This is a genomic window from Acinetobacter sp. WCHA39, from assembly GCF_002165385.1.
Classification (GTDB): domain Bacteria; phylum Pseudomonadota; class Gammaproteobacteria; order Pseudomonadales; family Moraxellaceae; genus Acinetobacter.
In genome coordinates this window covers 125,148-148,831 of the sequence record NZ_NHRP01000004.1, presented here as the reverse complement: position 1 = coordinate 148,831, position 23,684 = coordinate 125,148, and the positions used below count along the sequence as shown (strand labels likewise).

Sequence of the window (23,684 nt, the reverse complement as noted above, 5' to 3'; positions counted from 1 at the left end):
AAATATTGTGTTGGTACATGTATTGTTAGCCAAACACTATTTTCTGCTTGATAAAACTCAAAGCCGTGTTTATACATTTGCGGTGTGTTAATTATGAATAGCACAGGCTTACCGTAGTGTTGGCCTACATTGGCCAGCGCAACTGCAGCAAAAATCAGACAAGGGATGATTTTAGAGTCAATAAAGATTTTTTCGATCAGTTCCATTAAGAACTTATCGGCTGTCATTGCAGCAATCGCAATCACGGCGTAAATCATGAAAATCCAGAATGAGTATTTTGCCAAACGTTCCCAGTCAAAAGGTCGAATCGAAAAACTTTGATTTAAATCATTGGCAAAATCGGGCGTAATCGTGCCTTGTTGTTGCCAATATTCAATTGTTTGCTTTAAAAAAGTCCCTGTTTTTTATTTAATTTCATTATTAAAAAATCCAAATGCTCATTTTATCGATATTGATAAAGCAGAAATGGGGCGTTAGGAGTATTTCTTTTAGTAATCGAATGAATATTTTATTATATGTTTCAATGGTTAATATTTGATTTTATTATTTGAAAATGGGTATTTTTTGATCTTTTGTTGTCATCCAATAATTGCTTTCATGGTGGAAATCTGAATATGCATAAGGCAGCTCTTCAATAGTTAAACCATTAAGCATATTTTGATACCACTCAATATAGACAGAATTCTTATTTTTGCATTGGTTTAAAAACTCTTGATGTTGTTGAATAAATAGCTCAGTCAGTTCAGTAATATCTTGAGTGATTTCTGTTTTGCGGATATCTCTATTTTTTTGAATCCAGCTAGAAATAATAATGGTAGATGCATTTTTATGGCTATTCAAAAAAGAACATCTCCAATAACAACCAGAAGGAGATAGAGAGGGTTCAACATATAAAGATTCAAATCCTCGTTTGTGCAATTCATGTGCAATATAAAGTGTTTTTTTTAGATTGATGATGTAAAAATCCTTTTTCACTGTCAATGTCCTGTTTTTCTATTTAAGTCTACAGTTTTAAAAAGTGAGCAATCACTTGGCGTAACTGTTTTAGATAGCCAGTAAAGAAATGGTTTGCACCTGGCAAAATCGTGATCGGATGTTTTTGTGGTTTTGCCCAAGCAATCATATCTGAAAGCAAGGTGATGTCATCTTGTTCGCCATGTACAAATAAGATATTGCCATCAATTGCTGGGGTTGTGTAGTGGCGTAAGTCAATCACTGAGCCTGTTGGCAAGCCACATAACACTAATTGCTTCGGACGTAATTCTTCGCTGAGTTGTGCTTGGCATTTTGCCAGTACATGTGAACCAAAGCTAAAACCACCTGCATAGAAGGTTAAACCTGCATGCTTCTCACGGGCATATTCAATCACTGCCATAATGTCATCTGTTTCACCATGACCTTGATCATGTGTACCTTCACTGCCAGCTAAGCCACGGAAGCTAGGACGGTAAACCACGCATCCCATCTCATTAAAAATCTGAGCCAGTAGTACAGGAACTTTATGATGCGGTGTACCACCTTGCAAAGGGTGCGGATGGCAGACGACAGCAAAACCTGTGATTTCACCTTGGGGTTGATCTACAAACATTTCAATTTGACCAACAGGACCTTGGATGAATACTTGTTCAGACATAAGATACGCAATGGATAATGGAAGAATCCACTATTTTACCGATAAAACTGAACGAGAACACGAATTGGCATTAAAAATTATCAACTGATATAGTTTCACCAAGATAAATTTATTCTGATTGATTATGCTTGCTTTAATTTCTCCAGCGAAAACACTAGATTATGAAACTACATTACCGACTGATGCATATACTCAGCCTCGTTTGTTGGCGCAATCTCAACAATTAATTGATGTTTGTCGCAAGCTTTCTGCGAGTGAAATCGCATCATTGATGACGGTGAGTGAGAAAATAGCTAACTTAAATGTAGAGCGCTTTCGTGACTGGAATGCAGATTTTGATTTTTCTAATGCACGTCAGGCATTATTTGCATTTAAAGGCGATGTGTACACAGGTTTAGATGCCTATCACCTAAAAGACCGAGAGATTGATTTTGCCCAGCAGCATTTGCGTATGTTATCTGGTCTTTATGGCTTATTGCGCCCGTTGGATTTGATGATGCCATACCGTTTGGAAATGGGAACTAAACTAAAGAATAGCCGTGGTCATAATCTATATGAATTTTGGGGCAGTATGATCACCGATCAAATTAACCAGGATTTAGCTGAAATTGATGCAAAAGTGTTGGTAAATTTGGCCTCTGACGAATATTATAAATCTTTGAATGAAAAGAAAATTCAGGCAGAAATTATCAAGCCTGTATTCTTGGATCAGAAGAACGGAAAGTATAAAGTTATTAGTTTCTATGCGAAAAAAGCGCGTGGCCTGATGGCGAGATACTTGATTGAAAATAAATTAAGCCAAGTAGAACAATTAAAAGCATTTGATAGTGAAGGGTATTACTTTGATGCTGAAAGTTCATCGAATAAAGAATTGGTCTTTAAGCGAGATGAGCAACACGCAGCTTAGATTTACCTTGGGCAGGGTGGGATGTTAACCAAAGAACATTTATTAAAACACGCGATATCGTCTGATCAAGTTCGGATTAAAGGGCAATTGACAGAACCGCGGAGTTATGGGGTATATGCGCTACCTTTAGATCGTGATGGAACCAGACGTTTTCGATTTGGTAATCATCCTGTACGCCAGCAAGAACTAAAACATGAGTTTGGCTCCTGTATCTTGTATCAGCTTTTTCTAGAACGTAAAGATGCTGAATCACTGGCAAAGTGGCTGAATAAAGAAATCCAATGAGGATGAGCAATGCCGCAGTATTTATCTACATTAGAAAAATCATGGTTTGAGCTGCATCAGCATTATCATTTTTCAGAGCCGCAGAAAGTTTTTAATAAGTTGATTGCTGCCTACAGTGAAAAGCAGCGGGCTTATCATACGCTGCAACATTTGTATGAATGTCTAGTTCTAGTTGACTCGATTCGAGCTGATTTAATTGATGCGGATGCTGTAGCATTGGCGCTCTGGTTCCATGATGCAGTTTATGACCCACAAGCCAAAGATAATGAACTTAAAAGTGCTGAGCTGTTCGAGCAGTATTTGGCTCAAGATTTATCATTTGATATTGTTCAAAAGATTAAGCGATGGATTCTTGTCACGCAAAAGCATGAAGCAACGAATGAACTAGATTTACAGTTTTTACTGGATATTGATTTGGCGATTCTAGCAGCTTCAGCTGAGCGTTTTACGGAATATGAACAGCAGATTCAGCAGGAATATGCTTGGGTATATCCAGATATTTATTTGATTAAAAGAAAACAAGTTCTAGCACATTTTTATCAGACAGAACCGCTGTATCAAACTGAATATTTTCAACAGAATTTTGAGCAAAGGGCGAAAGAGAACTTAAAATTTAACCTTTTTTAGAGAATTAAGAATTTCAATAATTCTCTAATAATCTTTCTAGTAAAATTCAGATATTAGGACAATAATTTTCATAAAGCGTTGTTAAAACAACCTGTAACTTAGGGTCACTAATTGAATAAAAGATTTGCTTTCCATCCCGACGTGTAGAAACTACATTACTTTTTCTTAACATCATAAGCTGTTGTGACAGTGTAGGTTGTAGGATATGAGTAGCTTCTTCAATTTGAGACACATTTAATTCTTGTTTGGCTAAATGACATAAAATAATTAAGCGATCTGTGTTTGCCAAAGACTTAAGTACATTGACAATAGAGCTTGCAGACTCTCTCATCACGTTGATCTCTATATCCTTTTGCATACTTTTCTCACTACATTCAAGCCGAACTTAGTATAAGGTGAGAAAAACATAAAAATGTATTAAAACTTGAAAAATACAATGGTTTTTTGTGAATATCTATATCAGTGAAACTTATATTTGTCATTAATAACGCTTAGACTTTAAAATTTGAGAGTTTAGATATTTTGAGCAATGTTAGAAATTGTTAAAATTTTATAAATAATAAAATTATGTAATTAATTTAATTAATAAATATAAAAATTTTTAAAATTTTATTTGTACTTTCAGGAAAAATGTATATAATAAAGAACAAGACAGAAAGATCTGTCTTGATAAGAAGGATCGGGATGTGCAATTTGTACGACCGCCAGAGGGTAATATTTTTATTATTCTTTTTCCAACTCAGACGCAAGCGTGAGCCACAATAATAACTATAAATCACGCTTTATTTTTTTATACTTTCAATTTCATATTATTTGTTTTAACTCAGCTTTCTGAGAATTTTATGATGTTATTTGCTTTTCAAAATTAATTAAATGTTCTACGCGAGTCCAATACTCACTCATTTCAACAGAGTTTTTATTTACATGCGCTTGGATGGTCATTCCATCTAAAATACTTACGATTAATGTAGCTAAGTGTGTCGGGCTTCGAATATCTAAATGAGTCAGTAAGTTTTGGATCAAGGCTGTTAGCCATATTTTATATTGTGTCGCAGGTTCAAGAGTTGAAGGGTAAATTTTAATCACTTCTTCAAGTGCTTTTTGGAACATACAGCCGTTAAAGTCTTCGCTTTGGAACCAGGCATTGTACCATTTGAATATCGATTCAATTTGCTCTAAATAATTTGATTGATCACATTGAGCTAATGTTTCATTCAATGAGATTTGAAGGTTAATATTACGTTGAAGTAAACATTCCTCAATAAGCTTTTCCTTCGATGGAAAATATTTATAGAATGTCATTTTTGCAACGCCTGACTCACTAATAATTCGATCAACCCCAATCGAATTGTAGCTATGCGAGTTAAAAAGTTTTAATGCTGTGTTAATAATATCTTCTTTTTTTGACATACAAGCCTCGCATTCGCTCTCTGCTAATATGAGCTGAGCATTATTTGCATTCCATCATGCAATTTTGGCACGAATTTTACATGGTATTAAATAAACATCATAGAAAAAAATAATATTATTTATTTAATTGATTCTTAAATTTACAGTTTATCCATTATTTTTCAGTTAAATATATGAATTAATTAAATTAATTTAAATAAAATACAGTACTTATAAGGTGATTTATAACTCTATAATATGAATTTAAACTAATTCACATTTATTTAAAATTATGATAATTGAATAATAAAACTCAGTTATTAAATTTAAGGATAAATAACTGAATTTTATATAATTTATTAAAAATTAGCTTCTTGGTAAAGTTTCAATTAAACGCGCAAAATTTTGATAAAGCGTTGATTGTTGAGTAGGCGTATATACAGGGCGTTTAATTGTCCCTTTATTGGTTTGAATCATTAAATCGACATTTTTGCATTTCTAAGTTTATTAAGAAATAAACTCGGGATAATAAATACAGAACAAATCCGAGTCAAACTACATGAAGAATACGAAGTGTCCGTGTCTGTTGAAACCATTCGTAAGTTTTTACGTGATTCAGGTATGGTCTTCAAGCATACCCTTCATAGCTTAAAAAAAAGAGATCCGATTGCATTTGAACAAGCAACACAGCAGATTGAAGAATTACGAGAGAAAACGGCACGTGGTGAAATTATATTAGGTTATGTAGATGCAACAGGGTTTTCATCTACACCTGATAACCGCTATGCGTGGACAAAGATAGGTGATGTTCATGCGGTTGATGCAATAAGATTAAAACGAGTTAATGTCATGGGGTGTTTGCTTTTAACGGGGAAACTGGTGACAAGTTGCTTACAAGAGTCAGTTACAAGCACTTGGTTTTATGACTATTTAACTGGAATAACTCAACAAGTAAAACAGACGCATAACCTTCCATTAGTTGTTATTGTTGATAATGCCTCGATTCATAGAAGTAAAAAGATGGCTGATTACAGAGAGCTACTTAAAACTAACTTTTCGACGAATCTGTATTTTATTCCAGCTTATAGCCCTGAGTTAAATCGAATCGAGATGGTATGGAAGCATAAACAATAATAAAATAAAATTCATAGTGAGACAAACTCATGAATAACATGATAGGATGAATTAAATTCAATTGTGGTAATCATTGTGTTAGAACTTCGTCATTTAAAAACATTAATTGCACTACGTGAGCATGGTTCATTGGTTGCGGCTGCGACAGATCTATGCCTAACTCCTTCAGCAATTTCGCATCAATTAAAAGAACTTGATCATTGGTATGGTGTGGAAGTTGTTAATCGCCGTAGTCGTCCAGTAAGTTTTTCCAATGTCGGCGAGCGTTTGCTTCGACTAGCAGATGATGTGTTGCCTCAGGTTCAGATAGCACAAACGGATATTACTCGTATCGTGCATGGACAAACGGGGAGAATTATTTTTTCATCTGAATGTCATAGTTGTTTTGACTGGCTGATGCCTTTATTAAATCAATATCGCCAGCAATATCCAGATGTCGATTTAGATTTTGCAGCGGGTTTTGAGTCTAATCCGCATGAATTATTGCAAAATGCCGAGTTTGATTTATTGATCACTGCTGATCCAATTGCACTCAAAGGGATTGAATACTTTCCGATTTTTGAGTACGAGTCACGGTTAGTACTCTCAACGACACATCCATTAGTGCGTAAAGAAATAATCCTAGTTGAAGATTTGGCTGAACAAACGTTGATTACTTATCCAGTTGATAAACATCGTTTAGATATCATGGCGCATTTATTCATTCCAGCAAATATTCAACCTAAGCATATTCGAACGACTGATTTAACGCAGATGTTAATTCAGTTGGTTGCCAGTGGGCGTGGTATTGCTGCTTTACCTGATTGGGTCGTTAATGAATATGAACAAAAGGGATGGGTTGTCAGCCGTCGTTTAGACTGTGTGTCGCCGCAAGGATTGAGACGCACATTATATGCAGGCTACCGTACTGAAGATAAGGAGAAGAATTACTTTGAAGGTTTTCTGAAGCAACTTGAGAAATTTTCAAAGAAGCGTGCGATGTATTATGAAGATTGAATAACTTCGTTATCTAGGTTGTAAAGGGAGATACACATTCTGTTTGAACGGCTTATATACTCTTATTTGCATATATAGAATGATTAACCAAGATGCCAATCCATAAGTGACCCTAGCCAAAATAATGTACACATAGTCCCTCTAAAGCTAACTTCATGCTAACTTTGGAGATGTAAAAATGGCTAAATGCTTTTTTAACGAATAACTGTATTCAAAGTATGTCACGCAGCCTTGCGCAGTGCACTGCTCATGTTGGGATAATGCAGTGACAGAAAGCTTTTATCATACATTGAAAGGTCATGTGATACATGGTAATGCGTTTGCCACTCGAAAAGAGCCGAATGCTGTCTTGTTTGACTATATTGAGATTTATTACAATCGGGTCAAAAGGCATTCCGCAAACGGCTGGTTAACCCTAGAAGCCTTTAAACAGAAACATTAATTAGGTGTGGCTTATTCAACCATAGATAAAGCGCATGTGTACTTTCTGATTCCTTATGTTTGTTTATTGCAAAAATTTTTTAGACACTCAACCGATAAGAATAAAACTGCATTATCTACACATTTTAAGGTTTAATAGAAAATTTTGGGAAATTAGGTTTAAAGGTTTTTCTATTTGAATACTCTAAGGCTTTAGTATTAAAAAATGTAAAGCCTTAAAGCTTAGTTCATATTAGATTTGAACATCTTTAACAGGTAAATAGTTTTTAAAATCATATCCTGACGGTGCTTGATAAATTCTCAAACCAAATTCAGGAATAATTGCAATTAAATGATCGAAAATATCAGATTGAATTGCTTCGTAAGATGCCCATGCTGTCGTATTTGTAAATGCATAAATTTCTAAAGGTAGACCTTCACTAGTGGGTTGTAGTTGACGAACTAAAATAGTTTGATTCTGCGCAATACCTTGATGTTGGCGTAAATAGAACTCTACATAAGCACGGAATGTTCCCACATTGGTTAAACGACGTTGGTTGCATTCTGATTGATTGCTTAAATGATCATTAAACTTATTAATTTCATCTTGTTTTGCATCAAGATAATGGTCTAAAAGTAAAAAGTCTTTTAATTTTCGCTGTTCACTATCAGTCATAAAGTGAACACTACTTTGATCAAGAAATATCGAACGTTTAATACGACGGCAGCCTGAATTACTCATACCACGCCAGTTTCTAAATGTATCAGTGACAAGTTTGTTGGTCGGAATGGTGGTCAGTGTTTTATCGAAATTTTGTACGGTCACTGTATGCAGAGATATATCAATCACATCGCCATCCGCATTTAAAGAGGGCATCTCAATCCAGTCTCCAATGCGAACCATATCATAAGAGGCAATTTGTACACTTGCGACTAAAGAGAGGATCGTATTTTGGAAGACCAGCATGAGAACTGCTGCCATTGCACCGAAGCCTGCGAGTAAAGTAAACACATCTTTTTTAAGAAAAGTACCTAAAATCATAAGACCACAGACAACGAATAAAATCAGTTTGATCAGCTGTAAATAACCTTTAATGGGTTTATTTCTCGATTTTGGATTGCGTTGATACACTAAGTTAAAAATATTCAGTGCTTCACTAATTGATAAAGCAAGCGTGAGAAAAATAAATGCCTGCGCTCCCATTTGTATTAATGTAATTACTTTTAATGGAAGATGGGGAACTGCACTGATCCCATTCATGATGACTATCGCAGGAACGATATTTGCAAATCGACGTGTAACGCTGTGTTGGGCAAAAATTGATTGATGGGGTGACTTAAGCTTACTAATGATATGGCGGATACCACGTACAATAATTCTTTTGGCAATAAAATTTGCTAAAGCCGCTAGAAAAATCAAAATTCCGAATGAAATGAGCATTTCTAACCAAGGGTATTGGCTTAATTCACTTCTAATTTCGCTAATAAAACTTAAATAATTCAAATCAAAACACCTTACAATTTTCACTTTGTTAATTGTAAGGTGTTAAAAGATACTATGATGAGTTGATCACATTTTGAATACGATCTGTAAGATTGTATTACATTAATGAGGTGTGATTTACCACATTAAATCATCTGGAATGACATAAGCCGCGTATGGATCTTCTTCATCAGTTGCTTGATCATTTTTCTCAGTATTATTGTTAACCAGAATAAATCCTTGCATTTTCTGATCAATTTTTTCTGCAAGAGCTTTAGGGAGATAAGCATATTTATCTTGATCTTTAGCAATAACTAAAGAACCCGTCACTAACGCATTATAAACTTGTTGTGAAAGATAAACCTTTTTGATTTTCCCCTCATCAATGAATTGATAGGTAACATCACCCTCTGTTTGCAAAATTTTATGTTGCTTGATCATTTGAATAATTGAAGCTTTAAGGGCCTTTTCTTCTAAAACCTTTTGTTTTTCTAAATTCAGTGCTTGGTCTTTGGCTAATTTCTCTTGATTCACTCGATCGATTTCAGCTTTTAATGAGGCATCATCATGTTGTCCAGTGCGTTGCTCATGTTGCACCTGTTTAGTTAATTTTTTGGCTTTTTTATTGTCGACCAAACCCGCTTTGAGTAACTGAGCTTGTAATGCATTTTTAACCATAATTCAATCCGAATTCGAGTTTGATGAAGAGCGAAAGTAAATTACCCAGTAAGCTATACTCATGGTCAGACTTAAACTTGCTGGTATTAGAAAAGTTTGTAATTTTAAATAAGGATAAAGCAAACTCGCAATAAGCCCACCGATAAAAAATCCTAGAAAGATCAGCAAGTGTAAAAAAATACGCCTATTTTCTATTTTTAGACCACGAACTTTATAACCTAAGGTTAAACCAATATCCGTTAAAACGCCTGATAAATGTGTTGTACGGATAATTGCACCTTTATAGTGACTGACCATCGCATTTTGTACGCCCATGGCGACACATGCCCACAACAAACCATAACGCGGGAAGTAAGGTAACAAAAGCCAAGTTAAAAATAGAAATGCAGCAACTAAACTAAGTGGGAAACCGTAATGATGACCAAAAGAGACATTGCTATCCCCAAGAATGAGACCGCTGTAAAACGATCCAATCACGAAGCATAAAACTACTAAACTGAGATAAATAAAATGCTCTGGTTGCCATTGTAGCAAACTCATTGCCAGCATGCTGACGTTGCCAGTCATGTGTGAAACTGATTGATGTAGAACAGTAAATAGCCCCAATACGTTAACCATACCAGCATTTAGTGCGAGTAAAAAAGCACCAAGTTGAATCCAGTTTGGTAAACGCTGTAAGGGCATAACAATCTACTAGTTTTTTCGGTTTCGGAAATCTACAGCAGCAGTAAATAAAACGTCAGTTGACGAATTCAGCGCAGTTTCAGTCGAATCCTGTAATACACTGATAATCATACCAATCGCAACTACTTGCATCGCAATTTCAGATGGTATACCAAATAAACTACAAGCAACAGGGATAAGCAGTAATGACCCACCTGCAACACCTGATGCACCACATGCTGAAACGGTCGCAACGACTGAAAGGATAATCATCGTGCTTAAATCAACATGAATATCTAATGTATGAACAGTAGCAAGCGTTAATACTGTAATTGTAACCGCTGCACCTGCCATGTTGACTGTTGCTCCAAGTGGAATAGATACACTTGCGGTTGCTTCGTTTACACCTAAGCGTCGTGCTAAATCTAGATTCACAGGAATATTGGCAGCAGAACTACGCGTGAAAAATGCTGTGATTCCACTTTCTTTTAAACATTTGAACACTAATGGGTAAGGGTTTGCTCGCATCGTCAATGCGACTAGGATTGGATTAATCACTAATGCAACAAAAAGCATTGTTCCAATTAGTACAATTAACAAATGTGCATAGCTAGATAAGGTTGCTAAACCTGCATCCGCAAAAGTGACTGCGACTAAGCCAAAAATTCCCACGGGGGCAAAACCAATCACGGTGTGAATAATTTTATTCACTGCATCAGCTACATCAGTAAGCACTTGTTTCGTAGTCTCAGAACTATGACGTAATGCTAAACCTAAGCCGATTGCCCAGGCCAAAATACCAATAAAGTTTGCTTCACTAATCGCTTGTACAGGATTGGCAATAAAGCTTAATAATAAGTTCTTTAAAATTTCAGCCAAACTACCGGGTGCTTGTAGAGCTGGTTGAGTTGATAAATTAAGAAATAGCTGACTTGGGAAGGCAATACTTGCTACAACAGCACTAAATGCTGCGAGTAGCATTCCAACCACATACAAAATCATAACAGGTTTTAAGTTTGAGTTTTGCCCAACTTTGAAATTAGCAATCGAAGCAAGCACTAAAACAAAAACAAGAATCGGGGCAACCGACTTTAATGCTTTAATAAACAATTCACCTAATAAACTCAAATAAGGTGTAAAGTTAGGAAAAAGCAAAGCTACGCCAATCCCTAAAAAAATAGCAATAATAATTTTGCTGACTAAGCTCAAGCGAGACAATACATTAAACATATAAAAGCCTTATAAACCTATATGTGGTTTAAGGTTAAACAAGCGCCGTATTCTATACCTAAGCACTGTATTTTTTTAAATTTTTTTGATGAACGAATTACTTTAGAAATACCATAAAAATTAAAATAATGTTTTTAAAAGTATTTTATTTAAAAATACAGAATCTTTTTGTGTAAAAAAAGATCTTATCTCTATGGTTTTACTAAAAAACTATAAGTAAAAAGTCAGTATTCTTCTATCTAGTGCTTAAAATTTAGATTGATAACTTATTGATAATTCTAGGAACAATAAATCATTTTATCTCAAAAATTATTGTACAAATGAGTGGTTTTTAAAGAATTTGGTCTTATCCATATAATTATTGCATTAAGCAAATAGTGATTAATACAAATCGAGAAGGGACTTATTTAGTCCCTTCTTTGTCTTACTTGAAAAAATATCCTGTTTCAGGTGAGCTTGCATTGGCCATACGCTTACGTGGCATACGACCTGCTAAAAATGCTTCACGACCTGCTTCAACCGCTTTCTTCATCGCTGAAGCCATTAAAATTGGATTTTGAGCAGCCGCAATCGCTGTATTCATTAATACGCCGTCGCAACCCAATTCCATTGCAATTGCAGCATCACTGGCAGTACCCACACCTGCATCCACTAAAACAGGGACTTTGGCATTTTCTTTGATGATGGAAATAGTATGTGGATTCAAAATACCAAGACCAGAACCGATCAAGCTACCTAAAGGCATGATGGCAACACAGCCCATACTTTCAAGTTCTTGCGCAACAATAGGATCGTCTGAGGTATAGACCATGATTTCAAAGCCATCATCAATCAAGGTTTGCGCTGCTTTAAGCGTTGCAGTGACATTTGGATATAAAGTTTTTTCATCACCAAGGACTTCTAACTTCACCAAATTGTGACCATCAAGCAGTTCACGAGCTAGCATACAAGTCCGAATCGCGCTATCTGCATCAAAGCAACCTGCGGTATTTGGCAGGATTGTGTATTTCTCAGGTGGAATCACAGAAAGTAGATTTGGTTGATCGGCATGCTGACCGATGTTGACACGACGAATTGCCACTGTGACAATTTCAGCACCACTGGCTTGAATGGCTAAATCAGTTTCATTGAGATCTTTATATTTACCAGTTCCGACCAATAAACGGGATTGGAAAGTACGAGAACCAATAATTAAAGGGGAATCTTGCATGGGCTTACTCCATTTTTAGCCGATTAGCCGCCACCAACAGCTTGAATAATTTCAATACGATCTTCAGGAGCAATTGTCGTTTGCTCAAGTCTACTTTTCGGAATAATCTGTTGGTTCTTCTCTACAGCAAAACGTTTGCCTTCTAAGGCTAAATTCTGAATCAATTGCTGTAGGTTTTCACAAGACGTGTCGATTGACTCGCCATTTAAATAGATGTGCATGATTAATCCTTATTTCGCATGCTTGATTGCTTGCCATGCGAGTAACAGCCAGCCCGCTATCATAAACGCACCGCCAATCGGTGTAATCGCACCTAAAATACGCGGTAGTCCGAGCGCCATAATGTACAACGAACCGCAGAAAAAGATGATACCAATTTGGATCAAAATAAAAGGAATTTTTATTGGAAATGTTGCTGTGGTTTTATGCAGGACGCCTAAGATAAGCAAACCAATTGCATGATAGAAAAAGTATTGAGTTGCTGTACCCCACCAAGCGAGTTGTTCTAGGGTTGCAAAAGATTTGAGTCCATGAGCACCAAAAGCACCCAACATAACTGCAAGTGCAAGATTAAGCGCCGAAATAGCTATCCACATAATGATAATGGAACTGGAAATTTGATGAACAAACTTAACATATTCGGGTGCTTAAACAAAGCCAGATAAAACAAAAGGGCATTAAAGCCCTTGTGTTTGATTCGATTTTAGCTTGCAGACATGGCAGTTTTGATTTTTTCCATTGCATTCTTTTCAAGCTGTCTAATACGTTCTGCTGAAACGTTATATTCTGCAGCCAGTTCATGCAAAGTCGATTTATCATCATCTAACCAACGACGTTGCAAGATATTACGAGAGCGATCATCAAGCTGTTCCATTGCCTCGTGTAAGGCAGAACTACTTTGCTCTTCATAATCTTCTTCTTCAATCAGTCGAGCTGGGTCGTATCGATTATCTTCAAGATAAAGTGCAGGAGCTGTATGTGGGGTATCGTCATCATCATCACCTTGAGCTTCAAAAGCAGCATCATAAGCGGTTAGGCGACCTTCCATTTCGAGCACTTGCTCTGGTGTCACATTCAAATCATTGGCAATTGATTTCGCTTCTTCTAATGTGAGTCGTTTGCTTGATTTTTTAAGACTACGTAAATTAAAGAATAATTTACGTTGTGCTTTGGTCGTTGCGATTTTGACAATACGCCAGTTACGAATCACATATTCATGAATTTCAGCTTTAATCCAGTGCACTGCAAAAGAAACTAAGCGAACACCCATATTTGGATCGAAGCGTTTGACCGCTTTCATTAATCCAAGGTTACCTTCTTGAATAAGATCGCCTTGTGGCAATCCGTAACCTGCATAGCTACGTGCAATATGTACGACAAAACGTAGGTGTGACATTACCAATAGTTTGGCAGCATCAAGATCTTGGTCATAATAATAACGTTCAGCAAGTTCTTTTTCTTGCTCGGCCGTTAGAATTGGAATTTGATTGACAGTACTGATATATGCACCAAGATTTACACCTGGCGCAGACAATGACAGGGGCATCAATTGATTGCTGCTGTCAGTAGTCATGGAGTCTCCTTATAGGATGGTATTTAAGTCAACAATTTCATCTTAATGCGAATGTTCTTCATCACTAAGGAAATTTGAGTATAAAAATGTAAAGTTATCTAGTTTATCTTTAGCTAGAGTTTATCAAAGAATTACATAGATTCAATTAAATAGTGAAACTCATTCTCTGAAATTTTTTGTGTCTGGCATTGAAGTTGCTGGATTTGGCAATATCGTGTTACATCAATTTCACTATGTGGATCAGATGATTTCAATAAATACTGTTTAGATCCTTCAGCTTTTTTTAGAGCACGTTTCAACATCAATAGTGGCATTGGACAGGGTTGCCCAAGTGCATCAATCACTTCAGGGCATGCGGATATTTGGGTCATAAAGTTTTAATAAATTGAGTTCGATATAATTTTAACAAATTTATATGGTGATTACTGAGGATTTACTCTAAATTATTTGGGAAGTTATATTAATTCGGTTTTTCTCTTTTGAGCTTTTAATCTTAAAAATGGTTGTGAATGTTTTTTAAACCTAATAACTAGCTCAATAGCGTTGAATGCAAATGAATCGCTTTGATTTTCTTTTCTGATTAATTTTATCTAAAATTGTTTCTCGTTTTATGGCAATAAAGCAGTGCATTTTTATACTAAAAAAAGCGCTTGAAAACTGCTAAATTATTGAAAAAAACAGATAGAAACATTGGAAATAACTCAAAATAAATCTATTAATTATCATGAACCCATGTTAAGCTCGATGCGTTTTAGGATGTATGCTATACGATAAGATCGTTAAAAAACCTATAACAAATGGATGTAACCGGAAATTGTTGATAGTTTTACAGAATGATTACAAGCTTTGAAATTATAAATATTTTAAAACCTTGTTGGCTCTGCTGTTTGCAACACCGGAAGGTCCTTATCTTTCAATATCTGAGGATTGACTTATGACAGCTCGTGAACAAGGCGTAGTAAAGTGGTTTAATGACACTAAAGGCTTTGGTTTTATTCAACGTAATGGTGGTGATGACGTATTTGTTCATTTCCGCGCAATTATGGGTGACGGTCACCGTTCTTTACGTGACGGCCAACGCGTTGAATTCAGCGTAGTTCAAGGACAAAAAGGTTTCCAAGCTGAAAACGTTCAGCCTTTAGACTAATTTGTTGCTTTAACGCAATATAAAAACGCTCCAATGTTATTTGGGGCGTTTTTGTTTATAATGACCACTTTCTTTTGATCATTGATGGTTCGAGAGCATATATGACATCTGGTTTTGAAACCTTAAATTTACATCCGCAGTTGAAGAAGGCAATTGATGCTTTGGGTTTTACACAAATGACCCCAATTCAACAAAAGGTTTTGAAATATACATTAGCAGGGCATGATGCCATTGGTCGAGCGCAAACTGGTACAGGTAAAACAGCAGCCTTTTTGATTAGTGTGATCAATGATCTATTAAATAATCCGCTACAAGAAAAACGTTTTCGTGGCGAACCACGTGCGCTGATTCTGGCTCCTACACGTGAGTTAGCACTACAGATTGAGAGTGATGCACAAGCTTTAACAAAATTTTCAAACTTACATCTTGTCACTCTACTTGGTGGTGTGGATTTTGATAAGCAAAAGAAAATGTTGGATAGTAATTTTGTTGATATTATCGTTGCAACGCCTGGCCGTTTAATTGATTTTGTCGAGCAAAAAGAAGTTTGGTTGGATAAGATCGAATTCCTTGTGATTGATGAAGCCGATCGTTTATTAGATATGGGTTTTATTCCATCGGTAAAACGGATTGTGCGTTATTCACCCTTCAAAGAACAACGTCAAACTTTAATGTTTTCTGCAACTTTTAGCTATGATGTGCTTAATCTTGCTCGTCAGTGGCTCTTTGAACCTGTAACGGTTGAGATTGAGCCTGAGCAAAAAACCAATAATGATGTGGAGCAGCGAGTTTATGTGGTTGCGAAACAAGATAAGTACAAATTATTGCAAGAAATTTTGCGTGATGAACCAATTGATAAAGTTATGATTTTCGCAAATCGTCGAGATCAGGTTCGTCGTTTATATGATCACTTAAAGCGTGATGGTTATAAAGTCGGTATGTTATCTGGTGAAATCGCTCAGGATAAACGCTTGAAGATGCTCGACCAATTCAAACAAGGTAAGCACAACATTATGATCGCAACAGACGTTGCTGGTCGTGGCATTCATGTTGACGGCGTATCGCATGTGGTGAATTTTACTTTGCCAGAGCAGTCTGATGATTATGTACATCGCATTGGTCGTACAGGTCGTGCTGGTGCTCAAGGTGTGAGTATTAGTTTCTTATCGGAAGATGATGCTTTCTATTTGCCAGAAATTGAAAAAGCAATTGGTAAAAAGTTGCCTTTAACACGTTTAGATGGATATTGTTAAGCCTAAACAATATTTTCTGATATTTAGATAGCATTTAAAAAAGACTAAATTATTTCTTAATTCAGTCTTTTTTTATTTTGAAAGCCCCTCATTTGCTAAATTACACAAATGATTCATGATTTTTTCGGAAATCCAGTGATTAGTTGCTGAATTGAAGTAAATCAACATGTAGAATATGGCGCATTACCTGGGAGGATATTATGGCACTCATCTCAATGCGCCAGCTCTTGGATCACGCTGCAGAACATAACTACGGCGTACCAGCGTTTAACGTAAACAATTTAGAACAAATGCGTGCAATTATGCTCGCTGCTGATGCAACGAATTCACCTGTTATTGTGCAAGCTTCGGCAGGTGCACGTAAATATGCAGGTGCACCTTTCTTACGTCATTTGATTTTGGCAGCTATTGAAGAATGGCCACATATTCCTGTGGTAATGCACCAAGATCACGGGACGAGTCCTGATGTCTGTCAACGTTCTATTCAATTGGGCTTTAGCTCTGTGATGATGGATGGTTCATTGGGTGCTGATGGTAAGACTCCAACATCATATGACTATAATGTTGATGTTACTCGTCGTGTTGTCGCAATGGCACATGCGTGTGGTGTTTCGGTTGAAGGTGAGATTGGTTGCTTAGGTAGCCTTGAAACTGGTATGGCTGGTGAAGAAGATGGTGTTGGTGCTGAAGGTGTGCTGGATCATTCTCAATTACTCACTTCTGTTGAAGAAGCAACTCAATTTGTCGCTGATACGAATGTAGATGCTTTGGCAATTGCTGTTGGTACTTCACATGGTGCGTACAAGTTTACTCGTCCACCTACAGGCGATATCTTGGCAATTGATCGCATTAAAGAAATTCATGCTGCGTTACCAAATACGCATCTTGTAATGCATGGTTCAAGCTCTGTACCACAAGAGTGGTTGGCTGTGATTAACCAGTATGGTGGTGATATTAAGGAAACTTACGGTGTTCCTGTTGAGCAGCTCGTGGAAGCAATCAAACATGGCGTACGTAAGATTAATATTGACACCGATTTGCGTTTAGCATCTACAGGTGCGATGCGTCGTATGATGGCTGAAAAACCAAGCGAATTTGATCCGCGTAAATTCTTTGGTGAAACAGTTGAAGCGATGAAGCAAATCTGTGTAGATCGTTATAATTCATTTGGTACATCAGGTAATGCAGATAAGATCCGCCCAATTTCTTTAGAGAAAATGGTTGATCGTTACAAATAATTAATTTGTAATATAAAAATAGCGGCAATTGCCGCTATTTTTATTTTGAATATATTTAAAATAAAACTGCCGGCGATCGCCGGCAGTTTTAACTTGGATTATTTCGGTGCTTTCGTGTCTAGATTTGCATCCTTAATTTCAACATAAGCATTAGCTCGAAGTTCACGCATCCAACCGTCTACTTCAGTATCAAACAAACGCTCACCTAAAATTTGACGAGCCATACGTTCTTGCACTTCTTTAGTCATATCTTGTTGTCGAGTATCAGTCACTTGTAAAATGTGCCAACCAAACTGACTTTGGAAAGGTTTACTGATTTGCCCAACTGATGTTTCTTTCATGACTTGTTCAAACTCAGGCACCATAACACCTGGACTTACCCAGCCTAAACTGCCACCATCACGTGCTGAACCTGTATCATTTGAATAGGTTGCAGCGAGGGTCGCAAAATCTTCGCCCGCCGTCGCACGATTATAAAGACTATCAATCATTTGTTTTGCACGATCTAAGCTGACAACTTCAGATGGTTGAATCAAAATATGTCGAGTTTTATATTGTGATACAAGTGCTTTTTGATCATTTTGTTTGCGTTCTAAAAGTTTTAAAACATGAACGCCATCGCGGACATTGATCAGTTCTGTGGTCTGACCCGTTTGTAATGGTGTTATGCGTGCTGCAAGTTCAGTAGGAATGTCTGATAGTGCTCTGAATCCCATATCAGCACCATCAACCTTGATTGCACTGGTCGCAAGCTTGGTACTAATCGCTTTAGGATCATCATTAGTTGCAAGTGCTTGTTTGACTTCTTGTGCAACTTTTTTAACTTCTTCGCTATTTTCACCAGAAATACGCATGTGAATCACATGGACTTGTGTGCCAAGCGCAGCTTGGCCTTCTGGTGAATTTAAAAAGTTTTCAACATCATGATCACTGATTTTAATACGAGACATGACTTGTTGTTGGCGTAAGCGACCAATTGCTAAATCTTCCGCAATCCTATTGCGTAAATTTTCATAAGTATCTGGTGCAATCGCGTCCAATTTTTGTTGGAATGCTTCTAGTGTATTGGCACCTGATTGATTTGCAATTTTTAAGACTGCAGCATTTAAACTCTTTTCATCAGCTTTAATGCCAAAACGTTTGACCTGTTCTAATTGGGCTTGACGGATAATGAGCTGATCAAGCACTTGCATCTGTAAATACTGTTGGGGCGGCACAGTTTTATTTTGTGCTTTTAACTGATGTTCTGTTTCTGCAATCCCTTGTTCTAAATCACTTTTAAGAATGACACTACTATCAACTATTGCAACAACCTCATCCGTAGGTTGCGCAAAGCTTTGCATTGATGAAGAAATAAGTGTAGCGAGAACAGTCGCTTTAAAGATATGTTGGAAAGATTTTATCTTCATTAACGTTGTGTCCAAGATTGATTAATTTTGTTGAAACCTAAAACTCTATTTTCAAGAAGAGAGGCGAGTTTATTGTTGAGTGCACCTAGACCTTTAAGTGTAACCTCAGCCATAACAGCACGTTTTCTATGAACATCTGGTGAGTTTGGATCATCTAAATCATTGTAGTAAGATCTGCCATAAACTGAAATTGCCCAACAGCAAGATTCATAATTCACACCAAGTAAGTATTCTCGCATTAAACTATTATCTAAGTCATATTGAGCGTGACCCATAATACGCCAATTATCTTTTATTGGTTGTATAAACGATGCAACAGCTTGGTCGTATGAACTTTGACGATCTTGAATATTGCTACGATAGAAATAACCTACATTGTATAAGTTGCCTTTTTCTCCAGCATAGTAGGCTTGGAAGTCACGTTGAGCATTGTCGCCATTTGACATCCAAGCAGAATTTGCAGCTATGGTAAAGTTTTGATTCAATTGACTTGAAACACTTACAATTGGACCAGTATGGCGCTGTGTGTCAAACTCATCTGGTTGCTGATTTAATGTGACACGTCGATCACTAAAATAATAGCTTTGCCCAATACTTGCTTTAATACGTTCTAAGCCCTCTGTATCTAATAGGCTATAAGTTACACCCAGAGACAAGAAGTTATTATCATCTAAGCGGTCGTGTCCATAGAATCGATAAGGGTTGAAAAGTTGATCGTAATTAATTGATGCGGTGGTGGAATCAAAGTTAGGATGATCATCTTGTTTTTTATAAGGAGAATAGGCATAAAACGCACGAGGGGAAATACTCTGCAAATATTTACCTTCTTTTTCAAAAGTAACGCCTGTTGCAAAACTAAATTGAGGTACCGCAACTGATTTTTCTAAATCATCAGATATAGAAAGATCGCGACCTTCTTTAGAGTCTTGATCATAAAAAGTATTAATGCTTCTTACAGATATTTCTGGAATTGCATAAAACCACGATGGAGTTAGGTAGTTATAGCGAACGGCAAATTGATTATAAATACGTGTACCACTTGACTCTAACGCAGAGCCATCAGTGATCGATTTCTTAAAATAAGCAGTGTCGTTATTAAACTCATATTGTAAGCCTTGAGGGTTCCCACCTACATAATTTAATAAAAACTGTGGAAGTCGTGCATAAGGCTTATCTGCATCTTTGATACTTTGATCTAGCGTTTGAAAGTCTTCAACCTTTAATTGAGCCTTAAGTCCAGGAATACCATTGCGATAATTAATTTCCCATGCGCGACGTAAGTTAAGATCTGTTCGCGTGTTTGGGTTGTTATTGAAGTCTGCGAAGTAATCTTTATCGGAAGCGTAGTTGTACTCTAAGTTAGTTGACCATTGGTTATTGATTTTCCAATCATGAAGAAAATGTAAATCACTTCGATCTGTATCTTCGTAATAGTTGTCGTTTGGTAAATATCCACCCCAAATACGTCCAGAACCAAAACTTTCAGTCATATAACGGAATTCGGCATCTAATTTTGCGCCGCGTTTGCTCATATAACTTGGTGTGAGTGTAAGATCATAATTTGGTGCAAGGTTAAGGTATACAGGTGCAGTCAGTTGGACGCCACTTTCGTTACTATAACCAAAAGTTGGACTTAATAAGCCAGTGGTACGACGGTCATCAATTGGAAAATTGAAATATGGCACGGCTAAAACAGGCACGTCTTTTACATACAGTTTTGTTCCGCGAGTTACGCCACGACCAGTTGCTTGGTCAAGTTCAATTTGTTTAGCTTGGATTTTCCAAGCCGGTTTTTGTTCAGGAGGGCAAGCGGTATAACTTGCATCTTTCAATACAACTAAATTTTCATTCTGTCGTTTAATCTGACTTGCATGTCCGTGAGCATGTTGCTGTTCAGAAATATAAAAACTATTGTTCAAATCACCTGTTTGAGTTTTTAAATTATAATTTATTGCGTCACTTTGAGTGAGTAGGCCTGATTGAGCAAGCTGTACTCGACCTTGAGCGGAGGCGTGTGTCTGGGTTGAATCAATCGTAACTTGATCTGCACGAATGGTGCGACCTTCTTGATCAATCACGACATTGCCCTGTAGAACAGAATCGCCAGTTGGGTTGTAATGCCCATAATCAGCGGTAATCACGGAAGTCGTTGTATTGGAATTACTTGCCTTTGTTTCGGGATTAATTGGTGTAACCCATGTTCCCTGACAAAAAGATGAGCTTAAATAACGATTGTCTCGTAATTGTGCTTCTGGTGCAGATTTGTCGACATAATATTGCTGAAAAAATTTTTCACCAGGATAACTGTCTTGATCTTGGTTTTTTTGGATAGTGGCTTTCAGCTGTTTATTGTCAAGCGTAGAGACAGCATCAGCTGGAGCTGCGAAACCTGATTGGATCGAGCTGCCACACAAGAGTGTCAAAATAGCTGTTGCTAAAGGATTAAATTTAAACTGATGTTTCATTGTCTCATTAACCAGTACGCTAATTCACAATTAATTATTGTCGCATCATAGAGAAAAAGTTGATAAGTGGCTACACTTAAGCTTTCAAAATCTCAGCTAGTTTTAGATTTTATTGCAAATGAATACACAACGTGAACAATTGATACAAACTTGGCTCCAAGCCACTCTCCAATCTGATCAATTCGAGATCAATTATTTGGCTGGAGATGCAAGCTTTCGCCGTTATGCGCGAATTAAGTTACAAAACAAAACATATATGCTGATGGATGCGCCACCTGAAAAAGAAGATTGTGCACCATTTGTAAGTATTGACGAGTTTTTTGACAAAAATGGTGTGCGTGTTCCGCATATCGTTGCTAAAGACCTAACTTTGGGATTGTTACTATTGGAAGATTTTGGTGATGTTGTTCTTTCAACCTTACTAACAGATGAAACTGTTGACCAATACTATGCACAAAGCTTTGAACAGTTGATTGAATTACAAAAAATCGACGGTCTTGAACAACTGCCTGCATACTCTTATGAAAAATTAATGACAGAGATGCGTTTGCTGACAGAGTGGATGTTGCCTTCATTAGATATTCAGCCTACAGAGCAACAGTTAGAAACGATTGAACAAGCTTTTGACTTTTTAGCTGTTGAGGCGACGCATCAGCCACAAGTGATTGTGCATCGTGATTTTCATAGTCGTAACCTCATGAAAATTGACAATGAGCAAGAGCTTGGCGTGATTGATTTTCAGGATGCAGTGATTGGTGCAGATACCTACGACCTGATCTCGATTACCCGTGATGCCTATGTGCAATGGAACGCTGACCGTGTCTATGGTTGGTTTAAAGTGTTCTATGACCTGTTGCCTGAAACTGCAAAAGAAAACCGTAATTTTGAACAGTTCAAGCGTGATGCTGATTTAATGGCGATTCAACGTCACCTTAAGATTTTGGGTATCTTCGTTCGATTGTTTGAGCGTGATGGTAAATCTGGGTACTTAAAAGACTTACCACGAGTAATGTGGTATTTGCTTGAAGAAAGCCAAGGCTATGGTGAGCTGAATGAATTTATGCAGTTTATTCGTGACGTGGTCATGCCTAAATTTATTGCGAAATATGGCGATTACGAGGTTGCAGCATAATGAAAGCGATGATTCTTGCTGCAGGGCTAGGGAATCGCATGCGTCCTCTGACCTTACATACACCTAAACCTTTGCTTGAAGTAGGTGGAAAGCCACTGATTGTTTGGCATATTGAAAAGTTGCAAAAGATTGGTGTTACAGAGATTGTCATTAATACCGCTTGGTTGGGTGAAAAACTGGCAACTACTTTAGGAGATGGCTCAAAATTCGGTGTGACGATTTTGTGGTCTCATGAGGGAGAAGGGCTTGAAACTGCAGGTGGTATTATCAATGCTTTACCATTACTGGGTGATGAACCTTTTATTTTGGTGAATGGTGATGTTTGGACCACGATGGATTTTTCGTCATTATTAAATGTCCATTTGGGAGATAAGCAAGCACACTTAGTATTGGTTGAAAATCCACCGCAGCACCAGAAAGGTGATTTTATCTTGTCTAATAATTTGGCCCATACTTTTGAGCAGGGACAAATAGGTGAAGCCTTAACTTATAGTGGTATTGCAGTATTAGCTCCGCAGATGTTTAATGGTTTGGAAAATGGTAAAAGACCTCTAGCGCCATTGTTAAAGCAAGCGATGCAACAACAACAAGTGTCAGCTGAAAAATTACAAGGGATTTGGGTGGATGTTGGCACACCTGAACGTTTGGAACAGCTAGATCAACAAATTAAGCAAAATAAGTTTTCGTAATAGGTTATTGTCTTATTTACCTTAAATTTGTCTAAGGAAAGACAAAAAACTGAATAGATTGTGCAGTTTATCAGGTTTGAAAATGTTTAACTGCATAATCGTTCAACAAGTCCTACTGTGCCT

The 23,684-nt window shown here is 36.9% G+C and carries 24 protein-coding genes and 3 pseudogenes; 11 read left to right on the top strand and 16 right to left on the bottom strand.

The genetic code is table 11. The features are described 5' to 3' along the window. Positions 1 to 113 precede the first annotated feature (113 nt). The 3 genes and pseudogenes from CDG56_RS17015 to CDG56_RS03560 form a co-directional block, all read right to left on the bottom strand. A pseudogene (locus CDG56_RS17015) lies at positions 114 to 418 on the bottom strand (DUF2157 domain-containing protein); the annotation flags it as partial. 125 nt (positions 419 to 543) lie between these two features. Then, complete coding sequence (locus CDG56_RS03565) at positions 544 to 975, bottom strand: hypothetical protein (RefSeq protein WP_087546949.1); 432 nt, start codon at positions 973 to 975, stop codon at positions 544 to 546. 28 nt (positions 976 to 1,003) lie between these two features. Further along, on the bottom strand, positions 1,004 to 1,633 hold the full coding sequence (locus CDG56_RS03560) for an alpha/beta hydrolase (RefSeq protein WP_087546948.1): 630 nt from the start codon (positions 1,631 to 1,633) through the stop codon (positions 1,004 to 1,006). Positions 1,634 to 1,757: 124 nt separating this feature from the next. On the opposite strand from CDG56_RS03560, the gene yaaA reads away from it, so the two are divergent. From yaaA to CDG56_RS03545, 3 genes are read left to right on the top strand one after another with little or no spacing between them, the layout of a single operon-like run. Then, positions 1,758 to 2,540, top strand: coding sequence for a peroxide stress protein YaaA (gene yaaA, locus CDG56_RS03555; protein WP_087546947.1), 783 nt, complete (start codon positions 1,758 to 1,760; stop codon positions 2,538 to 2,540). A 21-nt stretch (positions 2,541 to 2,561) separates the two neighbouring features. Then, positions 2,562 to 2,825 (top strand): hypothetical protein, encoded by a 264-nt coding sequence (locus tag CDG56_RS03550; protein WP_087546946.1) that lies wholly within the window; start codon positions 2,562 to 2,564, stop codon positions 2,823 to 2,825. Between the two features lie 9 nt (positions 2,826 to 2,834). Beyond that, complete coding sequence (locus CDG56_RS03545; RefSeq protein ID WP_087546945.1) at positions 2,835 to 3,452, top strand: metal-dependent hydrolase; 618 nt, start codon at positions 2,835 to 2,837, stop codon at positions 3,450 to 3,452. Between the two features lie 46 nt (positions 3,453 to 3,498). Here the strand turns inward: CDG56_RS03545 and CDG56_RS03540 are convergent, their stop codons facing one another. Beyond that, on the bottom strand, positions 3,499 to 3,810 hold the full coding sequence (locus CDG56_RS03540; RefSeq protein WP_005215950.1) for an ArsR/SmtB family transcription factor: 312 nt from the start codon (positions 3,808 to 3,810) through the stop codon (positions 3,499 to 3,501). A 482-nt stretch (positions 3,811 to 4,292) separates the two neighbouring features. Next, positions 4,293 to 4,862 (bottom strand): TetR/AcrR family transcriptional regulator, encoded by a 570-nt coding sequence (locus CDG56_RS03535; protein ID WP_087545325.1) that lies wholly within the window; start codon positions 4,860 to 4,862, stop codon positions 4,293 to 4,295. A 552-nt stretch (positions 4,863 to 5,414) separates the two neighbouring features. On the opposite strand from CDG56_RS03535, the pseudogene CDG56_RS03530 reads away from it, so the two are divergent. The 3 genes and pseudogenes from CDG56_RS03530 to CDG56_RS03520 form a co-directional block, all read left to right on the top strand. Further along, a pseudogene (locus tag CDG56_RS03530) lies at positions 5,415 to 5,963 on the top strand (IS630 family transposase); the annotation flags it as partial. An 87-nt stretch (positions 5,964 to 6,050) separates the two neighbouring features. After that, a complete protein-coding gene (locus CDG56_RS03525; RefSeq protein WP_162620833.1) occupies positions 6,051 to 6,971 on the top strand; it encodes a LysR family transcriptional regulator in 921 nt (306 codons plus the stop codon). 194 nt (positions 6,972 to 7,165) lie between these two features. Next, positions 7,166 to 7,413, top strand: a pseudogene (locus CDG56_RS03520) (IS3 family transposase); the annotation flags it as partial. Positions 7,414 to 7,644: 231 nt separating this feature from the next. Here CDG56_RS03520 and CDG56_RS03515 read toward each other — a convergent pair. From CDG56_RS03515 to CDG56_RS03475, 9 genes are all read right to left on the bottom strand, one after another. After that, positions 7,645 to 8,895 (bottom strand): mechanosensitive ion channel family protein, encoded by a 1,251-nt coding sequence (locus CDG56_RS03515; protein WP_087546943.1) that lies wholly within the window; start codon positions 8,893 to 8,895, stop codon positions 7,645 to 7,647. Between the two features lie 117 nt (positions 8,896 to 9,012). Beyond that, positions 9,013 to 9,552, bottom strand: a complete 540-nt coding sequence (locus CDG56_RS03510) for a DUF2058 domain-containing protein (protein WP_004662427.1) — start codon at positions 9,550 to 9,552, stop codon at positions 9,013 to 9,015. A 3-nt stretch (positions 9,553 to 9,555) separates the two neighbouring features. Next, positions 9,556 to 10,236, bottom strand: coding sequence for a YoaK family protein (locus CDG56_RS03505; RefSeq protein WP_087535861.1), 681 nt, complete (start codon positions 10,234 to 10,236; stop codon positions 9,556 to 9,558). Between the two features lie 9 nt (positions 10,237 to 10,245). After that, positions 10,246 to 11,445: a serine/threonine transporter SstT gene (gene sstT, locus CDG56_RS03500; protein WP_087546942.1), complete on the bottom strand. Its 1,200-nt coding sequence runs from the start codon at positions 11,443 to 11,445 to the stop codon at positions 10,246 to 10,248. A 424-nt stretch (positions 11,446 to 11,869) separates the two neighbouring features. Further along, positions 11,870 to 12,655: a thiazole synthase gene (locus tag CDG56_RS03495; protein WP_004639328.1), complete on the bottom strand. Its 786-nt coding sequence runs from the start codon at positions 12,653 to 12,655 to the stop codon at positions 11,870 to 11,872. 23 nt (positions 12,656 to 12,678) lie between these two features. Continuing rightward, the gene (thiS, locus tag CDG56_RS03490) at positions 12,679 to 12,876 is read right to left on the bottom strand and encodes a sulfur carrier protein ThiS (protein ID WP_005159852.1); all 198 of its coding nucleotides are present in this window, start codon (positions 12,874 to 12,876) and stop codon (positions 12,679 to 12,681) included. Positions 12,877 to 12,885: 9 nt separating this feature from the next. Continuing rightward, complete coding sequence (locus CDG56_RS03485) at positions 12,886 to 13,251, bottom strand: DUF423 domain-containing protein (RefSeq protein ID WP_005159854.1); 366 nt, start codon at positions 13,249 to 13,251, stop codon at positions 12,886 to 12,888. A 107-nt stretch (positions 13,252 to 13,358) separates the two neighbouring features. After that, positions 13,359 to 14,228 (bottom strand): RNA polymerase sigma factor RpoH, encoded by an 870-nt coding sequence (gene rpoH, locus CDG56_RS03480; protein ID WP_004662417.1) that lies wholly within the window; start codon positions 14,226 to 14,228, stop codon positions 13,359 to 13,361. 131 nt (positions 14,229 to 14,359) lie between these two features. Next, positions 14,360 to 14,599, bottom strand: a complete 240-nt coding sequence (locus CDG56_RS03475) for a sulfurtransferase TusA family protein (RefSeq protein WP_005159855.1) — start codon at positions 14,597 to 14,599, stop codon at positions 14,360 to 14,362. Between the two features lie 563 nt (positions 14,600 to 15,162). Here CDG56_RS03475 and CDG56_RS03470 point away from each other — a divergent pair. The 3 genes from CDG56_RS03470 (at position 15,163) to fba (ending at position 17,866) form a co-directional block, all read left to right on the top strand. Next, complete coding sequence (locus CDG56_RS03470) at positions 15,163 to 15,375, top strand: cold-shock protein (RefSeq protein ID WP_004653893.1); 213 nt, start codon at positions 15,163 to 15,165, stop codon at positions 15,373 to 15,375. Between the two features lie 101 nt (positions 15,376 to 15,476). Then, positions 15,477 to 16,628, top strand: coding sequence for an ATP-dependent RNA helicase RhlB (gene rhlB / locus CDG56_RS03465; protein WP_005159857.1), 1,152 nt, complete (start codon positions 15,477 to 15,479; stop codon positions 16,626 to 16,628). 200 nt (positions 16,629 to 16,828) lie between these two features. Beyond that, positions 16,829 to 17,866 (top strand): class II fructose-bisphosphate aldolase, encoded by a 1,038-nt coding sequence (gene fba / locus CDG56_RS03460; RefSeq protein ID WP_004662410.1) that lies wholly within the window; start codon positions 16,829 to 16,831, stop codon positions 17,864 to 17,866. 98 nt (positions 17,867 to 17,964) lie between these two features. Here fba and CDG56_RS03455 read toward each other — a convergent pair whose 3' ends face one another. Further along, complete coding sequence (locus CDG56_RS03455) at positions 17,965 to 19,275, bottom strand: peptidylprolyl isomerase (RefSeq protein ID WP_087535856.1); 1,311 nt, start codon at positions 19,273 to 19,275, stop codon at positions 17,965 to 17,967. Then, positions 19,275 to 21,740, bottom strand: a complete 2,466-nt coding sequence (locus CDG56_RS03450; protein WP_087546941.1) for an LPS-assembly protein LptD — start codon at positions 21,738 to 21,740, stop codon at positions 19,275 to 19,277. The genes CDG56_RS03455 and CDG56_RS03450 overlap by 1 nt, the downstream gene beginning before the upstream one ends. Positions 21,741 to 21,858: 118 nt before the next feature. Between CDG56_RS03450 and CDG56_RS03445 the strand changes: the two genes are divergently transcribed. Then, positions 21,859 to 22,872, top strand: a complete 1,014-nt coding sequence (locus CDG56_RS03445) for an aminoglycoside phosphotransferase family protein (protein ID WP_087546940.1) — start codon at positions 21,859 to 21,861, stop codon at positions 22,870 to 22,872. Continuing rightward, complete coding sequence (gene murU, locus CDG56_RS03440; RefSeq protein ID WP_087535853.1) at positions 22,872 to 23,561, top strand: N-acetylmuramate alpha-1-phosphate uridylyltransferase MurU; 690 nt, start codon at positions 22,872 to 22,874, stop codon at positions 23,559 to 23,561. The genes CDG56_RS03445 and murU overlap by 1 nt, the downstream gene beginning before the upstream one ends. Positions 23,562 to 23,684 lie beyond the last annotated feature (123 nt).

What these genes read in the sequence shown, in the direction of transcription:
- fba (WP_004662410.1), top strand. Translation starts at nt 16,829, where the DNA reads ATGGCACTCATCTCAATGCGCCAGCTCTTGGATCACGCTGCAGAACAT.
- CDG56_RS03505 (WP_087535861.1), bottom strand. Translation starts at nt 10,236, where the DNA reads ATGCCCTTACAGCGTTTACCAAACTGGATTCAACTTGGTGCTTTTTTA.
- CDG56_RS03545 (WP_087546945.1), top strand. Translation starts at nt 2,835, where the DNA reads ATGCCGCAGTATTTATCTACATTAGAAAAATCATGGTTTGAGCTGCAT.
- CDG56_RS03540 (WP_005215950.1), bottom strand. Translation starts at nt 3,810, where the DNA reads ATGCAAAAGGATATAGAGATCAACGTGATGAGAGAGTCTGCAAGCTCT.
- CDG56_RS03535 (WP_087545325.1), bottom strand. Translation starts at nt 4,862, where the DNA reads ATGTCAAAAAAAGAAGATATTATTAACACAGCATTAAAACTTTTTAAC.
- rpoH (WP_004662417.1), bottom strand. Translation starts at nt 14,228, where the DNA reads ATGACTACTGACAGCAGCAATCAATTGATGCCCCTGTCATTGTCTGCG.
- CDG56_RS03445 (WP_087546940.1), top strand. Translation starts at nt 21,859, where the DNA reads ATGAATACACAACGTGAACAATTGATACAAACTTGGCTCCAAGCCACT.
- CDG56_RS03495 (WP_004639328.1), bottom strand. Translation starts at nt 12,655, where the DNA reads ATGCAAGATTCCCCTTTAATTATTGGTTCTCGTACTTTCCAATCCCGT.
- CDG56_RS03475 (WP_005159855.1), bottom strand. Translation starts at nt 14,599, where the DNA reads ATGACCCAAATATCCGCATGCCCTGAAGTGATTGATGCACTTGGGCAA.
- CDG56_RS03550 (WP_087546946.1), top strand. Translation starts at nt 2,562, where the DNA reads ATGTTAACCAAAGAACATTTATTAAAACACGCGATATCGTCTGATCAA.
- yaaA (WP_087546947.1), top strand. Translation starts at nt 1,758, where the DNA reads ATGCTTGCTTTAATTTCTCCAGCGAAAACACTAGATTATGAAACTACA.
- CDG56_RS03450 (WP_087546941.1), bottom strand. Translation starts at nt 21,740, where the DNA reads ATGAAACATCAGTTTAAATTTAATCCTTTAGCAACAGCTATTTTGACA.
- CDG56_RS03560 (WP_087546948.1), bottom strand. Translation starts at nt 1,633, where the DNA reads ATGTCTGAACAAGTATTCATCCAAGGTCCTGTTGGTCAAATTGAAATG.
- CDG56_RS03510 (WP_004662427.1), bottom strand. Translation starts at nt 9,552, where the DNA reads ATGGTTAAAAATGCATTACAAGCTCAGTTACTCAAAGCGGGTTTGGTC.
- sstT (WP_087546942.1), bottom strand. Translation starts at nt 11,445, where the DNA reads ATGTTTAATGTATTGTCTCGCTTGAGCTTAGTCAGCAAAATTATTATT.
- CDG56_RS03485 (WP_005159854.1), bottom strand. Translation starts at nt 13,251, where the DNA reads ATGTGGATAGCTATTTCGGCGCTTAATCTTGCACTTGCAGTTATGTTG.
- thiS (WP_005159852.1), bottom strand. Translation starts at nt 12,876, where the DNA reads ATGCACATCTATTTAAATGGCGAGTCAATCGACACGTCTTGTGAAAAC.
- murU (WP_087535853.1), top strand. Translation starts at nt 22,872, where the DNA reads ATGAAAGCGATGATTCTTGCTGCAGGGCTAGGGAATCGCATGCGTCCT.
- CDG56_RS03470 (WP_004653893.1), top strand. Translation starts at nt 15,163, where the DNA reads ATGACAGCTCGTGAACAAGGCGTAGTAAAGTGGTTTAATGACACTAAA.
- rhlB (WP_005159857.1), top strand. Translation starts at nt 15,477, where the DNA reads ATGACATCTGGTTTTGAAACCTTAAATTTACATCCGCAGTTGAAGAAG.
- CDG56_RS03455 (WP_087535856.1), bottom strand. Translation starts at nt 19,275, where the DNA reads ATGAAGATAAAATCTTTCCAACATATCTTTAAAGCGACTGTTCTCGCT.